The sequence below is a fragment of the Archangium minus genome (assembly GCF_044360475.1).
Classification (GTDB): domain Bacteria; phylum Myxococcota; class Myxococcia; order Myxococcales; family Myxococcaceae; genus Archangium; species Archangium minus.
The window spans coordinates 7,012,517-7,026,272 of record NZ_CP043494.1 but is presented as its reverse complement, the minus strand read 5'-3'; the positions used below and the strand labels follow the sequence as shown (position 1 = coordinate 7,026,272).

Genomic DNA, 13,756 nt, shown 5'->3' with positions numbered 1-13,756 from the left:
CGGAAGGGGCCCTCGCGACATCCTGGGGGACTGCTACTTCAGGTCGAGGTAGTCGACCGAGAAGACCCAGCCGTTCGGGTGGGTCAGGCCCGCCAGGCACAGCGTGCCCGTGCCGCTCGCGGAGACCGCCGTGGTGAGGTTCGTCAGGCTCGGGCTGCTCCAGCCCCCGCTCGCCGTGCTCATGGTGAACGTGCCGAGCACCGTGCCATTGAACTTCAGCTGCGCCTGGCCACCGGTGTACGGCGCGCCCACGTGAGCCGTCGCGGAGGTGATGCCAGACATGTTCACGTTGCTCCAGCAGATGGTGTCATTGCCCTCGAAGGCGACGACCTTGCCACCGCTGTCACCGCCGGCCTCGGCGAAGCAGCCCGTCAGCGTGGCGTTCTCCGCCTCCAGGCGCACGGGCGTGGGGCCCGTGCCGACGCACTGGCCCGAGCTGTTGCACGTCGTCCCGGTGCCGCAGGTGCCGCAGGTGCCGCCGCAGCCGTTGCTGCCGCACACCTTGCCCGAGCACGACGGCGTGCAGGTGCTGGTGCACTGGCCCGAGCTGTTGCACGTCTGCCCGGTGGCGCAGGTGCCGCAGGTGCCGCCGCAACCATCGCTGCCGCACACCTTGCCCGAGCACGAGGGCGTGCAGGTGCCGCCGGACGCCACACACTGGCCCCAGCTGCCGCAGGTCGTTCCGGTGCGGCACGCGCCGCAGGAGCCACCGCAGCCGTCGCTCCCACACAGCTTGCCCGTGCAGTCCGGCTGGCAGGCGTTGGTCGTGGTGCCGAGGTACATGTCGTCCAGGTAGAGCTGCGCGCCGGTGTAGGCGGAGCCACCCAGGGAGAGCTCGAACTTGTAGGTGTCCGTAGCGGGCGCGGTGAAGTTGGGCCCGGTGCACGTGGTCCACGAGGTGCCCACGTTGCAGTTGAAGGTGGCGATGGCCGTCCACGGATCGTGCGCCTGGACGATCTTGATGGGCACCGTGCGCGCCGCGTTCGACTTCAGGTCCACCTTCCACTTGTACGAGGTGCCGGCCTGGAGCTGGAAGCCCTCCTGCCGCACCTGCACGCTGTGGTTCGCCCAGCCGCCGTTGTCCACGCGCACCCACTGCACGTAGCCGCGCGTCCCGCCCTCGTTGATGACCTCGGTGAGGCCCGCGCCACCGTCGAAGAACAGGTCGGCGCGGTGGTAGGTGAAGTCCTCGTTGAAGCCGCAGTTGCGGATGAGGTTGTCGGGCACGCCGTTGCCGTCGATGTCCTGGCACGAGGCCCGGGGCGCCTGCGCATAGCCCGAGTTGCGGTGGTACCAGCGGATGTAGTCCACCTCGAGCTTGGCCTTGTCACCATGGGCCGCCCAGTCGATGTTGATGCACGAGGCCGCCGTCTCCTGGCACTTGCCATTCGTGCACGCCGCGCCGTTGGCGCACTGCGCGCTGGAGGTGCAGGCACGGTCCTTCCAACCCAGGCAGCCCAGCTCGCCTCCCACGGCGTTGTTGAGGATCAGGTACATCGGCTGGCGGAACTCGGTCGCGCCGTCACCAATGGAGAACGTGCCCACCGGCTGACCGCCGTTCTGCGGCATGTTGTCGATGTAGATCTTGAAGCCGTTCTCGTCCCAGAGGAAGCCCCAGGTGTGCCACTGGTGGTAGTCGATCGTCTTGCCGTTCCAGGTGGCTCGCGCGCCGCCCACGTCCCCATCGCACTTGGCGTCACCGTTGTTGGGCCAGGAGCTGCACGCGTTGGGCTCCCATCCGCCGGGGTTGGCCGCCAGCTCACCCGCCTCGGGGAACTCGCGCCACAGCACGTTGTAGCCCATGGCCTCGTTGGACGGGTAGAGGGCCTTGTTCTCCTTGATCTGCGTGTACTCCATGATGTCGATCTCGCCATTCATGGGCCAGGTCGAGCTGTCATCACGGCCACCGTTGGTGATGGCGCCATTGGCGCCGAGCAGCCAGATGGCGGGCCACATGCCATTGGGCGGCGTGGCCCCGGCGGGCAGATCCGCGAAGGGCATGCGCGCGCGGAACTCGATGTAGCCGTAGCGGTACTCGACCTTCTCGTCGCTCTTGATGCGACCCGAGGTGTACTTCGTCCCGTTGGTCGGCGCGTTGGCCGTGCCATTGAACGGCGCGCACTCGTCGTGATCGTAGACGCCGTTCTTGTTCTGGTCGTAGACGCAGTAGCCGGTGGACGCGCACGTGCCGTTGGTGCCGCATTGGCTGGTGCTGGTGCACTGCTGCCAGACCACGCAGTCCAACGGCTCCTGCCGCGCCAGCAGCGTCAGCTTGCCGTTCTCGACACAGTAGTTCCAATTGTTGGGATTGTTGGGACACTCCCGGTTCGTATATGCCTGCTGCTCGAAGTTGACGCCCAGGTTCTCCTTGGTCCAGTTTTGGGTGTTGAGATAGGACTTGGGCTGGCCCTTGTTCAGGTCGCCACCAAAGTCATCCTCCCACGTCAGTCCGAAGGTCTGTCCTCCGATGGTGAGTGTCCTGGAGCCGTAGGACTCCAGTGACGCCTCATACCCGGGCTCCGTGGGGTCCATGGCCTCCTCGCTGGTGGCCACCGCGCAGCCTACTCCCGCGATGACTCCCACGGCCCAGAAACCACCTGCCACCGCGAACTGCTTCCAGGACGAGCTCCTGCTTCGTTTCATTCCCTGAACCTTTCCACGTCGCCTGAGTACGCAATACGAGAAGAAGAAGTAAAACGAGGAAAAGGAAATTTTTATACCAATCCCTCGCCCCGGGGAACGAGAAAGTGTTGACGCGACGCGGCGGGCTGGAGGCGGCCTGGAAAATCGAAACGATTCGATTTGATGCTTCCTGACGGCCCAGGTTGGGACGACGACGAGGTCCTACGAAGCCCGAAGTCCCTGAGACGACAGGGGTTGTCAGACGCGCCACGTCATGCAGCCTCGCGCGCGGAGGAGGCGCGACAGAGGAGGCGTCTTCCAGTGCACAAACATCAAGACCCCGGACGCCATCAGGCGAGCCGGGGTCTTTCTCGTGAGGGGTGGCTCAACGTCAGAAGAAGTGGGTGAACCGGACCTGGTAGGACTGGTTCCTGGAGGCGCCACCGGTCGCCCTGAAGTCCTTCTGGTATTGCAGCATGAGCAGTGACGAGGGATTCAACCGGATGGTCGGTGAGAAGCGCACGCTCTGGACGGTCTGTTTCTCCGTCAGGACGAGGTTGAGCTGCTGCCCGCCCAGATCGGCCCTGAGGTTCTGCCTCCCGTTGGCTGTCAGAAAGTAGGAGAGGGCGAGGTAGAAGCTCTTGGAGAGGTCGACCGCCAGGTGTCCCTCGAAGCTGTAGGACAGCTCGCGGCTGTTCTGGAACTGGACCAGTGTCGGGGGAGTGCCCGCGGGGGCCACGTTGAGGCGGAAGTCGTCATTCGTCGTGGAGAAGCCCACGTTCCCGACAAGCTGCGCGGTGAGGATCTTGTACCGCTGGTAGATCGAGAGCTGAGGCCGGAAGATCCAGCGGTTCTGCCCGATATTGAGTGGGCCTCGATTCGGGTCGTAGTCGCCGACGGGAATGGTCACGTACACGGTGCTCGCCACGGCCGTGGGGTGGTCCGATTGCTCGTTGAAGCCAAGCCCGAAGGTCGGGGCGTAGATCAGGTCGGAGATGCCCGTCATACCGACCTGCTGGCCGCCCGTCGCCGCGCTCGTGATGTTCACGTTCGTGGCAGCGAAGATGAGATCGATGGGCGCCATGCCGATGTTGCCGTACTTGAGCAGGTAGGTTCCGCGCAGCACCATCGTGGCTTGCGAGGCGAGCTGCTGGTCCGACGTGGACGAGTAGCGCAAGTAGGTGTTGAGCATCAGGGTCTTCGAAGGCAGGTAGATACCGGCCTCGTAGTCTCGCGCATCTGTTTGTGCGAGCGCCCTCTGCGGCAGCAAAAAGAAGAGGGCCAGCACGCAAGAGATCAGGAGCGGTATGCCGTGACCGCGCTGCGCGGTCTTGGAGGGGTTGTTCATCATGGTCCGGGTCGTTCCTTGCTGGTTCCGCAGGTAGCGGGAGCTCCAGGATACCCATGAATCCCTATCCGAGCTCATAGCGCGTTGGCATGACGCAACCCGCCAGCCAAGACCATGCAAATATTGCCGAGACACTGGTGCTGCGGCTCCTTCCGAGCGCCGAACCTCCTGTCGCTGGGGTCTCATTTCGCATAGCGAAATGAGCTGAGAGTGATGGGGCTGTTTCGCATGGCGAAATGAGCTGTGAATGACAGAGCTGTTTCGCATGGTGAAACGGCTTGCATGGCAATGAGATGCTTGAATGTGTTGGCTTGATTTTCTGTTTTTCATCGGTAGTGTGTGTGATTGCCTGGGAATGCGGTCTAGCCCCCTCCGGGCAAAGGGAGAAGTCATGAAAGCGACGGCAGGTTCGAGGATCCTCGTTGCGCTGCTCTTGTCCATGGCGTGGAGCACCTCCGCCCTGGCCCAGAGTCTGACCAGCTTCACGGCGACGTATAGGGGCGGTAGCGGCGCTATCTGTGGCACGTCGTACAGCATCAGGGGCAGGGAGCCCTTGTCCTCACAGAGCAGATACCCGGTGTTCATCTATACGGTGGGCACCACGGAGGGGTACGACCACGCCTCGGCACTGGCCGCCGTCGAGGAGATGGCGAGCCGTGGCTATGTCGCGGCCACCGTCGAGTATGACAACGCCACCTTTGGCTCCTGCTCCACGCTGGAGAGCCGTGCCAGGTGCATCTTCGATTCGAGCCGATCGACCAGCGCCATCAACACGATCTGTTCGCGCGCCAAGGCGGATTGTTCCAAGGGCGTTGTCGTGGCCGGCTTCAGCCAAGGGTCCATCATGGCCATCCTGGCCAAGAATTATGACAGCCGGGTGCAGGCCGCCTATGGGCTGGGAGCGGGGGTTGAGTATTCCATCTACGACCTTCGCTCCTGCGTCGCCAACGGCAACCGTGCGCTGCCGAGCGACCGGCTCCGGGTTGTGAATGGAGAGAACGACGCGTTCATGGGCTCGACCGAGCTCACCGTGCGCGGCCAGGTTCAGGAGATGACGGGGCTGTCGTGTCCGTTGGCGACCTCCTGCTTCCGCAGCAACAACAGCGGCTGGTATATCGTGGAGAACTCCGAGGCCTCGGATGGGAGTGCCGACCACTGCTACATGCGTCAGGGAACCTGCATTGGCCTCACCCTGGACCAGAAGTGGCGCACGGGCACCTACGGCTGGTCATTGAGGACCAACCTGAACTGGCTGACGCAGTTCACCCAGCCATAGCGAGCGGAGTGTTTCGCTATGCGAAACGGAGTTCCGCCCACTATGCGAAACTGGGTTCCGCCCACGTTGACCTGACGTGTTTGGGGCACCTATTGTCCTGATACCTGTAAATTCCAGGACTTCTAGGACGTCCATGCTCCGTTTCTCCGACCTCCCCTTGCCCCTGCAGGACTCCGCGGTCTCCGATGTGGGGCTCCTGCACGATCCCGATGAGGAAGAGGCCAAGGACCGCCAGTTTGTGACGGCGCTGGCGCGCGGACTTGAGGTGCTCCGTGCGTTCACGCCTCACACCCCGCTGCTTGGGAACCGGGAGCTCGCGGCCAGAACGGGCCTTCCCAAGCCGACCATCTCCCGCCTGACCCATACCCTGACCCGACTCGGCTATCTCAAATACTCGGAGCGTCTGGGGAAGTACCAGCTCGGCACGGGGGTGCTGTCCCTGGGCTACGCGGCGCTCTCCAGCATGAACGCTCGCCAGCTGGCCAGACCCCTGATGCAGGAGATGGCCGACGAGGTCAACGCCATGGTCTCCCTGGGCACCCGGGACAGGCTCAGCATGGTGTACGTCGAGCACTGCCGCTCCAACTCAGCGGTGACCGTGCGCCTCGACGTCGGCTCGCGCATCCCGCTGGCGACCACGGCCATGGGGCGAGCGCTGCTCGCCGCCCTGCCCGAGTTGGAACAACGTGTCATGATGGAGCGCATCGCCAGGCAGGACCCGGATCAGTGGCCACGCCTCCGCGCCGGCATCGAGCAGGCTCTCGAGGAGTACCGGACCTATGGGTTCACGCTCTCCATCGGCGAATGGACCTCGGATGTGAATGCAGTGGGCGTCGCCCTCATCCCGCCCGATGGGGGTCAAATCCTGGCGTTCAACTGCGGCGGCCCAGCTTCCCAGCTGCCTCGCGAGCGGCTCATGGGTGAGCTCGGTCCCCGTCTGGTGAACCTTGTCCGCGGTGTCGAGGAGAGTCTGCAGCACCGCTGCGAGGCGCAGCCAGGTGCCCGCCTTCACGGTCAGGGCGAAGGCGGAGCGTAGGTCCAGGCAAGGAGCTCTGTGTGCTGCACGGAGCTCCCGTCTCGCAGGACCTCCGTCCCCCGTCGGATCCACATACTTGCGCGCCACCATGGGATTGGACCTCGGAACGAGGCCCTGGGGGACGAGGCGGACTGGCTGGACACCGCTCGCGAGCCCTACGCCTTCCGGATCCCCGCGACCTCTCCGTAGCCTCCGGGGATGAAGAAGTCGTGCATCTCCATGCCCATGATCCGCAGCGCGGTGGTCACGGCATCAGCGGCTCTGGGCACGCGCTTGGAGGGCTGACCGTTCTCCTCGATGATGTCCACCGGAACGCCGAGTCCACGCGGGGTGTACGAGCCCACCTGCCGATTCGCCGCCACGTTTCCGCCCGCGAAGCAGACCGAGGTGTACGGGTGGTGGTCATCCGGCAGGGAGTAGGTGCCGTCACGTCCGCGCGAGGCCCAGCTGCGGCCGAACTCGCTCATCACCAGCACGAGCGTGTCATCGAGCAGCGTCTTGCCCGGCTTGCCGGGAGCAGGCGCGGCCTTGAGCTCGCCCAGGAAGCGCGCGACGCAATCCATCAGTCCGCGGCCGTGCGCGCAGCTGTAGCCGTGGCCGGAGGCGTTGTGCGTGTCGAAGTCGAGCTGCAGCGAGACGTGCACCGAGGTGCAGAGGTCCGACTTGAGCAGACGCAGCGCGAGATCCATTCGTGGGTCGAGCCCGGTGAGGTGGAAGTTCGCGAGGCCGAACGAGTACGTGAACGACTGGTTCCCGAGGTAGCTCGCCAGGTACGCGGGACGGTTCGCCGTCAGCAGGTCGATGCCCTTGGTGCTCTCCAGTACGGACACGACATCCGTCGCGAGCACGCGCGAGACCGACGACAGCGAGCCGTGCAGGCCCTCGAGGTAGTTGTCCACCTTCGCCGTCGAACGGCCCATCATCTGCGGGGTGCGCGAGAGCGAGAAGCGCTCCAGCATGTTCGTCTTCAGTGTGCCGCCGGTGGGCTGACCGCTCGCGTCCAGCTCGGGACCTTCGGTGCGCGCATCGAGCCCCGTCCACCAGGGATTGTCCGAGGGTTTCGCGGAGAGCTGCGGCTTGAGCGCATCGATCGATGGAACGCGAACGGGCGAGGCATGTGAGGGCAGCCCCATCCCGAGTGGCGTGCCGCGCTCCCCGGCAACGACCACGAACGGCAGCGGCCTGCTCTCGCGGTACTTCTCGAACAGGTGGTTGGCGATCACCGAATGAACGGCGGGCGCCCGGTAGTCCGCACCGGCGACACCGCACATCGACGCGATGAACGCACTCGAGTGATCGTTGGAGCCCTGGTCGATGCCGTGCAGCACGCTCAGCTGCTCATGCAGCGCGAAGTGCGAGAAGCCGTACATGAGCGGGCTGAAGGAGTCGCGCTCGGCGGGGTTGGAGGGGTTCCACGACTGCCAGGTCCGGAGCGGCTTGTAGGGACCGTTCGGGGGCGCGAGGTTCACCACCTTGCTCGCGTCGAAGAAGACGGGCTCGCCGCTGTAGCTGGAGGGCGCTGGCACGCAGAGCGGAATGTCCGCGTCGTCCATCGGGGTGAAGTAGTACGCCGGTCGGTAGCCGCCCGGGATGTAGAGGACCGCGAGCCGGGAGGGGACGTCGATGTCCGCGGCGCGCGCGGCGCTCGAGCCGAGGAGACCCGCGCGTTCGAGGAGCGCGAGCTGTCCCGCTCCGAGGGCCCACTTGAGCAGCGTGCGACGAGAGGTGTTCGGCATGATGTTCTCGGCTCAGTAAGTGATCCACAGCGGGTGACGGATGAGCGTCGCGCAGACGCCAATCCAGCCGAGGCGCGCGTTCTTCTGCGCTTCGAGCGGGACATAGACCTGTTCGTACAACTGCTTCGCCTCCTCTTCCGAGGGCGGCTGCCCGAGCATGCGCAGGTAGAGCGCGCGCAGGTTCTTCTGTACCGCGTCCGGATTGCTCGCGGAGGTGTCGGCGAGTGTCACGTAGCGCAACACGGCCGTGTTGCCCTTCTTGTCCACCGCGCGCGCGCACCAGGCCTGCGACATCTGAACCAGCGTCTGCGCGGCGGAGGGCCCGAAGCCCACGTCCTTCTTGCGGTACAAGAGCGAGTTGCCGCCTCCGAGTGCCTCGAACCGCTCGATGCTGCGTAAGTCGGAGACGTACTGGTCCGAGATACCGGGAGACCAATCACCGGGCCACACGAAGAGCTTGCCGCCATTCACCACGTACGCCTTGTTGCGCCAATCGGGATCGCTGGTGCTGACGAAGTCCTCGAGCGTGAGCCCGAGCTGATCCATCAAGCTCACGACCATCTCCTCGGCGGAGAGCCGGCGGACGGTGAACGCCTCCGCATCCGGAGCCTCCAGCCGCGCGGGAGGAGGAGGCAGATCTCGAATCCAGGCCTTCACCTGCTCGATGGTCAGCGAGGTGCGGCCATGGGCGACGAGCTCTTCGTAGGGCTGACCCGGCGGCATCTGCGGGTAGCTTCCGGCCGCGGTTCCCTCGAGCATCTGGACCAGCATGCTGTTCTCGGGGTCCCCCCGCTTCACGTACCTCTCGTCGTACACGAGCCCGTTCTCGAACGCGGTGAGCGAGGCGAAGAACGGCTTGTTTCCGGCGACGTGGCAGCCCGCGCACGCGGGCGCGAGCCCGAGCCGGATCTTTTCGTTCTCGCAGTTGTCATCTGCGCCCGTGACCTTCCCGGTGCAGGCCCCGGAGGTGAGCACGAGTGAGGCCAGCGTGACGGCTCCCAGTATCGAACGCAGCATGCGCATCACAGGCCCCTCCGCAGTTCGGGCTGTTCGAAGAGGTATCGGATGAAGGGCCGGAGCTTGCGGTCGCGTGCGACGAACTCCCTCGCGAGCTTGTCGATGAAGCCCTTCTCGGTGGCCGGGTTCAACTCACGGCCGATGAACATCGCGTAGAGCTTGCGCGAGGCGCAGCGGTCGAACTCGCCGGAGCGGACGAGGAGCTTCCCGAACCCGAGCGGACCCATCGTGCCGTCGCCTTGCATGCCGAGCAGCGTGTACGTCTCGGGCATCGTGTCGAGCAGCACCGCTTCCGGATTGGCCGCGATCTGCTCGGGGGTGACCGGGGTCATCACGGTGTTGGGAAGGAACGCGTTCTTCCACCGGTAGCCCGGCGAGTTGCCGATGTACGGATATCTACCGGACAGCCAGTCCTTCGTGACGCGGTGACGGCCCACGCCCGGAATGAAGGGCCACGGCACGTAGGTGCTCGAGGCTGCACCGAAATCCCACCGCTTGAACGAGATCGCCGCGGGATCGAGCGTCTTGTGGCAGTGCAGGCATGTTCCGCCGGTGGCGGGATCGACATCGTACGGAGGGAAGTGCACATCCGCGGGAGGGGGCGAGAAGCTCTGGCAGGCGAAGATCTCGAGGAAGCGCGCGGCCCGGACGCGCTCGCGCGGGAACGAGGACATCGCGCCGATCATGGTGAGCACCCCGGCGGTGGGGAGACCCTTCGGCGCTTCGGTTGTGGTGCGGGGATCGAATCTGTACGTGCGATCGAGACTGCCGGAGCGCGCCCGGTTGTTGGTGAGCGCGAGATGGAAGGGCTCCAGGTCCTCGACCACGAACTCGCGCCACGCCTGTGGATCATTCGGCGTCGGGTGCAGCGGATCGCGAGGGGCGTTGTCCGCGTCCGGGCGCCACCAGGTCGTGTTCGCGTCCAGCGCGTTGCTGCCCATCTGCCGGCCGAAGCGCACGTACAGCGCTCGCAGCCAGTTGGTTCCGACCGAGTAGTTGCCGAGGACGAGATCCGAGAGCGGCCGGTCGTGCCACGCGAGGTGCGCGAACAGGCGCGCGGGTTCCTCGTACGGATGGCGTCGTTGAACGCGGAGATCGTTGTTGCTCTTGGTATGCAGGCCGACCAGCGGCGCGCACCACACCAGGTTCGGTCCGCAGCCGCACCCGGTGGGCAGCATGGGATCGTAGTAGCCGCCGCCCGCGAGGCCGCAGTCGAGCGTCTGCCCCTTGGAATCGACGACCTGCGTGACGTTGGAGCCGGCCTTCCCCAGCACCTGGACCTGCGTTCCCGGCGCCCACCAGGGCTCGACTGTGTGCACCTCGGGCACCGCGGTATTGCCGTCCGCATCCTGGTCCTTGCACTGCCTGTCCGGATTGCCCGAGCTGAACTCGTTCACGTGGTAGTACGCGCCCGGGTGCAGGCTGTCCGCGGGGCACTTGAAGAGGTGGCCGGACATGTCGCCCTGGTACGCGTCGCCAGCGGCCCCGGTGGTGAACGCGCCCACCGCGATCCACTCGTGTCCGAATCGCAGCATCCGCTCGTAGAACTTCGGCGAGGCGAGCGCCTCATCGAGCGCCGACCGCAGGATCGCTTCTCGCGCTTCAGGCGTGGTCGCGGTCTCCATCGCTTCGTACTGTTCGAGGGTCGGCGTGGTCCCGGTGAGCCCGAGCACGATGCGCCGCAGGAGCCGTGTGTCGCTCATCTGGTCATTGAGAGGCTTGGCCGTCGCAGGAGCCTCGGGACCACATTGCTGAGCGTGCGCGTCGACCCCGACGAGTCCGGAGATCGCGATCATCACGGCCAGCACGGCTGCGCTCTTCGAATGCAGATACCAGTGCATTCGAGGAATCCTACAGAATCGAATATTTCCATGTAAAGGACTTACGCGGGTTTGTGGTCTCGGGTTGGGTCGCCCGCACCTCATGACGCACCAGGCAAAGCTCCTTGACGAGACTCTTCCACGGGACGAACTTCGGACGCGCACGGGTTCAGGTGGGCGATGAGCGACACGAGTAGCGAGTCAGCACACAAGCTGGCCATCGAGGTGCGGGACCTCCACAAGTCCTTTGGAGACAACGAGGCCCTGCGGGGCGTGGACCTCGTGGTGCCCGAGGGCACCACCTGCGTGCTGATGGGGATCTCCGGCTCGGGCAAGTCGGTGCTGATGAAGCACATCATGGGTCTGCTGCGACCAGACCGAGGGACGGTGCTCGTCGAAGGCCAGGATGTGGCGCAGATGGACGAGGCCACGCTGGACCAGATGCGCCGCAAGCAGGGCATCCTCTTCCAGGCCAATGCCCTCTTTGACTCGCTCACCGTCTTTGACAACGTGGCGTTCCCCCTGCGCGAGCGCACCCGCATGTCCGAGGCGGAGATCCAGGAGACGGTCAACAAGACGCTGGCCAAGGTAGGCCTGTCCCATGCGACCACTCGCTTCCCCGGTGAGCTGTCGGGCGGCATGCAGAAGCGCGTGGGCTTCGCGCGCGCCACCATCCTCCAGCCCCGGATCCTCCTCTATGACGACCCCACGGCCGGTCTGGATCCGCTCACCACGGCCGCCGTCAATGAGATCATCACCACCGGAAAGCAGCAGCTCGGGGCGACCTCGCTCGTGATTACACCGGATGTGGCCGCCGCCTTTAGCATGGCCGACAGCCTCGCCCTCATGCACGAAGGTCGCATCGTCGAGGTGGGCCCGCCGGACGTGTTCCGCGAGTCCCAGCACCCCGCCGTGAAGGCCTTCATCCGCAACTGGTTGGCTCGTCGTTCGCAACACCGCAAGCACCAGGGTTGATGGCGCTCAGGCTGTCGGCAGGGGCTCCACACTGGTGTGGAAGGTGCATCCCTCCACCGCAGAGGCTCCCGCGCCCGTCAGGGTCGCAGGAGAAGAGAGAGGCGGTCCTCTGGATGGGAGGGTGCAGGCCCTGCACGTCACGGGCGCGGGCGCGCATGAATTGCGCCCGGGGAACCGGTCCATCGAGCGGGTGTGGTTGGCACGTAACTTTCATGGCTCCCGTTGTGAAAGGAGGGATGACCATGGTCGAGACAGTGCTCATCACCGAAGCTGTGGAAACGACTCCGGAGCTCCCCAGCCTCGAGCTTCAGGGGAGCTTCGATGTCCGGGCGGCCCGGAATGCCTTGGAGACCCTCCGGCGGTATGCCGGCACGAGCTTGGTGCTGGTGGACTTCAGCAAGGTGCGCTTCTTCCAAGACTTCGCTCTGGATTTCTTTGCCCAGGAGTTGAGCCAGCTCCCGGAGATACGTCTCCAGACGCGGGGACTTCCGGGCCACCCGGCGCGTCTTCTCGAATATCTGCACATCGACCCGCACACGCTCACGCCCATCCGAGTGAGCCGCCGCTGCCCGGCCTACCACCCGGCACGGGACAATCGAGACCTCGACGACTGAGGTTTTACCGGGCTATGGCGCGAAGGTGAACGCCTGCTCGCGCACCAGCGCCACCATCACCAAAGCCTCGACGTCAAGCGAGTGGATGCGGGCCTCCACCTGGACCGTTCCTTCGGGCCCCGCGTACCTGGTGTCGAAGGTGTGCGAGAGCGAGCCCTCGCCGACGGTGGTGCTGCTGCCCGCGCTGCCCGAGGAGAAGCTCACGTAATATTCGTCGGTTCCCTGGGAGGCCGTCCATCGCAGCTCCAAGGGCTGACTCGCGCTCACCTGCTCGTCCGCGGCGGGGGAGGTGATGTCGAAGTCACCGGGCATCTGGAAGGTGCGGCGGATGGACTCGCCGCCCGCGTTCACCACGAGCTCGAAGCTGCCGCCGGGTACCAGCAGTGTCGTGTCCTCCTCTTCGAGGACATAGGCCTCGCGCTCTACGTCATAGGGGAGGGGGCGGCCCGCGAGCGTCACCGCCGCGTCCTGGAGCGGCGTGTTCTCGAGGGTGACCTCCAGCTCGGCCCTCGCCTTCGCGCCATCGAGTGTCACATGGCCGTCCACCGCGAGCTTGGTCGGTTCAATGATGATGCCACCGTCCAGGCCGCACACATCGAGGAACATGAAGGTGAGCCACCCGGCCTCGCAGACGAGCGCGTCGTAGAAGGGGCCGCCCTGGGTCAGGGTGAGCGGCATGTGGGTGTCCAGAGGCACCACCGCGCTGTTCTCGGAGTTCACCGCCTGGATGAGGTTGAAACCGGGCTTCAGGCCTGTCTCCGCCGGCTGTTCCGTGGTCACGTAGATGACGGTGAAGGCGGCGGAGGTCGGCTCGGCCAGAAGCGAGGAGCCGATGATCCGGTCCACCGGCGCGCCGTTCGTGGGAATGGTGTCGAGCTTCGCGTTGCCGTTGCCGTCCTGGTACGCCAGGAGGATGCCGAAGGCGCCCTTGCCTTGGAGGCCATCGCCGAGTGGCTTGAGCGCGCTCTCCGGCGGCGGGTGATAGAGGTGGAAGCTGTAGTTGGCCGGGAAGCTGCCCTGGTAGACCACGTCCTCGGTGACCACGTCCACGGGCCCACCTTGCGAGCCGCCCGTATCCTCCGCGGCCAACCACTGCGGGTACCACACAAACGCCAGACGCACCGGCCCTGTGATGCGTGCATCCGCCGTGGGGTTCATCTGCCCCTGGATCGTGACGAGGGGCTCGCCCGGATGGTGGGGGCCCACCACGCTGCCGCAACCCGCGAGGGTGAGTAGCAAGGAGAGCAGAAGGAAGAGAAGGCTGGGAAGTTGCCGAGACATGTGTCCCCCCCTTTGGGGAAGTCAGGTAGAG

General features: G+C 65.4%; 10 protein-coding genes. 4 read left to right on the top strand and 6 right to left on the bottom strand.

From position 1 onward, the window contains the following. Positions 1-33: 33 nt before the first annotated feature. Together F0U60_RS28445 and F0U60_RS28440 are read right to left on the bottom strand one after the other, a co-directional pair. The gene (locus F0U60_RS28445) at positions 34-2,643 is read right to left on the bottom strand and encodes a carbohydrate binding domain-containing protein (RefSeq protein WP_395804181.1); all 2,610 of its coding nucleotides are present in this window, start codon (positions 2,641-2,643) and stop codon (positions 34-36) included. Between the two features lie 370 nt (positions 2,644-3,013). Next, on the bottom strand, positions 3,014-3,973 hold the full coding sequence (locus F0U60_RS28440) for a transporter (protein ID WP_395804179.1): 960 nt from the start codon (positions 3,971-3,973) through the stop codon (positions 3,014-3,016). Positions 3,974-4,361: 388 nt separating this feature from the next. Here F0U60_RS28440 and F0U60_RS28435 point away from each other — a divergent pair, with 388 nt between their 5' ends. Both F0U60_RS28435 and F0U60_RS28430 read left to right on the top strand, forming a co-directional pair. Then, positions 4,362-5,246 carry a hypothetical protein gene (locus tag F0U60_RS28435; RefSeq protein ID WP_395804177.1) on the top strand — a complete coding sequence of 295 codons (885 nt, stop codon included), beginning with the start codon at positions 4,362-4,364 and terminating at the stop codon, positions 5,244-5,246. Between the two features lie 133 nt (positions 5,247-5,379). Next, positions 5,380-6,282, top strand: coding sequence for an IclR family transcriptional regulator (locus F0U60_RS28430; protein WP_395804175.1), 903 nt, complete (start codon positions 5,380-5,382; stop codon positions 6,280-6,282). Positions 6,283-6,437: 155 nt separating this feature from the next. Here the strand turns inward: F0U60_RS28430 and F0U60_RS28425 are convergent, their stop codons facing one another. Genes F0U60_RS28425 through F0U60_RS28415 form a run of 3 tightly spaced genes read right to left on the bottom strand, consistent with a single transcriptional unit; the run spans position 6,438 to position 10,876 of the window. Beyond that, positions 6,438-8,018: a DUF1501 domain-containing protein gene (locus tag F0U60_RS28425; protein ID WP_395804173.1), complete on the bottom strand. Its 1,581-nt coding sequence runs from the start codon at positions 8,016-8,018 to the stop codon at positions 6,438-6,440. 12 nt (positions 8,019-8,030) lie between these two features. Continuing rightward, entirely contained in the window at positions 8,031-9,041 is a 1,011-nt protein-coding gene (locus F0U60_RS28420; RefSeq protein ID WP_395804171.1) for a hypothetical protein, read from the bottom strand. Continuing rightward, positions 9,041-10,876, bottom strand: coding sequence for a DUF1549 domain-containing protein (locus tag F0U60_RS28415; protein WP_395804169.1), 1,836 nt, complete (start codon positions 10,874-10,876; stop codon positions 9,041-9,043). Before F0U60_RS28415 ends, F0U60_RS28420 begins: the two co-directional genes overlap by 1 nt. A gap of 159 nt (positions 10,877-11,035) precedes the next feature. On the opposite strand from F0U60_RS28415, the gene F0U60_RS28410 reads away from it, so the two are divergent. Both F0U60_RS28410 and F0U60_RS28405 read left to right on the top strand, forming a co-directional pair. Then, the gene (locus F0U60_RS28410) at positions 11,036-11,830 is read left to right on the top strand and encodes an ABC transporter ATP-binding protein (protein ID WP_395804167.1); all 795 of its coding nucleotides are present in this window, start codon (positions 11,036-11,038) and stop codon (positions 11,828-11,830) included. 242 nt (positions 11,831-12,072) lie between these two features. After that, positions 12,073-12,444 carry an STAS domain-containing protein gene (locus F0U60_RS28405; protein ID WP_395804165.1) on the top strand — a complete coding sequence of 124 codons (372 nt, stop codon included), beginning with the start codon at positions 12,073-12,075 and terminating at the stop codon, positions 12,442-12,444. Positions 12,445-12,456: 12 nt separating this feature from the next. On the opposite strand, the gene F0U60_RS28400 is transcribed toward F0U60_RS28405, so the two are convergent. After that, on the bottom strand, positions 12,457-13,725 hold the full coding sequence (locus F0U60_RS28400; RefSeq protein WP_395804163.1) for a hypothetical protein: 1,269 nt from the start codon (positions 13,723-13,725) through the stop codon (positions 12,457-12,459). Between the last annotated feature and the right edge of the window lie 31 nt (positions 13,726-13,756).

Bases quoted from the DNA above. Each gene is read 5' to 3' on its own strand.
- F0U60_RS28420 (WP_395804171.1), bottom strand. From the start codon at position 9,041: ATGCGCATGCTGCGTTCGATACTGGGAGCCGTCACGCTGGCCTCACTC.
- F0U60_RS28405 (WP_395804165.1), top strand. From the start codon at position 12,073: ATGGTCGAGACAGTGCTCATCACCGAAGCTGTGGAAACGACTCCGGAG.
- F0U60_RS28435 (WP_395804177.1), top strand. From the start codon at position 4,362: ATGAAAGCGACGGCAGGTTCGAGGATCCTCGTTGCGCTGCTCTTGTCC.
- F0U60_RS28415 (WP_395804169.1), bottom strand. From the start codon at position 10,876: ATGCACTGGTATCTGCATTCGAAGAGCGCAGCCGTGCTGGCCGTGATG.
- F0U60_RS28410 (WP_395804167.1), top strand. From the start codon at position 11,036: ATGAGCGACACGAGTAGCGAGTCAGCACACAAGCTGGCCATCGAGGTG.
- F0U60_RS28440 (WP_395804179.1), bottom strand. From the start codon at position 3,973: ATGATGAACAACCCCTCCAAGACCGCGCAGCGCGGTCACGGCATACCG.
- F0U60_RS28425 (WP_395804173.1), bottom strand. From the start codon at position 8,018: ATGCCGAACACCTCTCGTCGCACGCTGCTCAAGTGGGCCCTCGGAGCG.
- F0U60_RS28445 (WP_395804181.1), bottom strand. From the start codon at position 2,643: ATGAAACGAAGCAGGAGCTCGTCCTGGAAGCAGTTCGCGGTGGCAGGT.
- F0U60_RS28430 (WP_395804175.1), top strand. From the start codon at position 5,380: ATGCTCCGTTTCTCCGACCTCCCCTTGCCCCTGCAGGACTCCGCGGTC.
- F0U60_RS28400 (WP_395804163.1), bottom strand. From the start codon at position 13,725: ATGTCTCGGCAACTTCCCAGCCTTCTCTTCCTTCTGCTCTCCTTGCTA.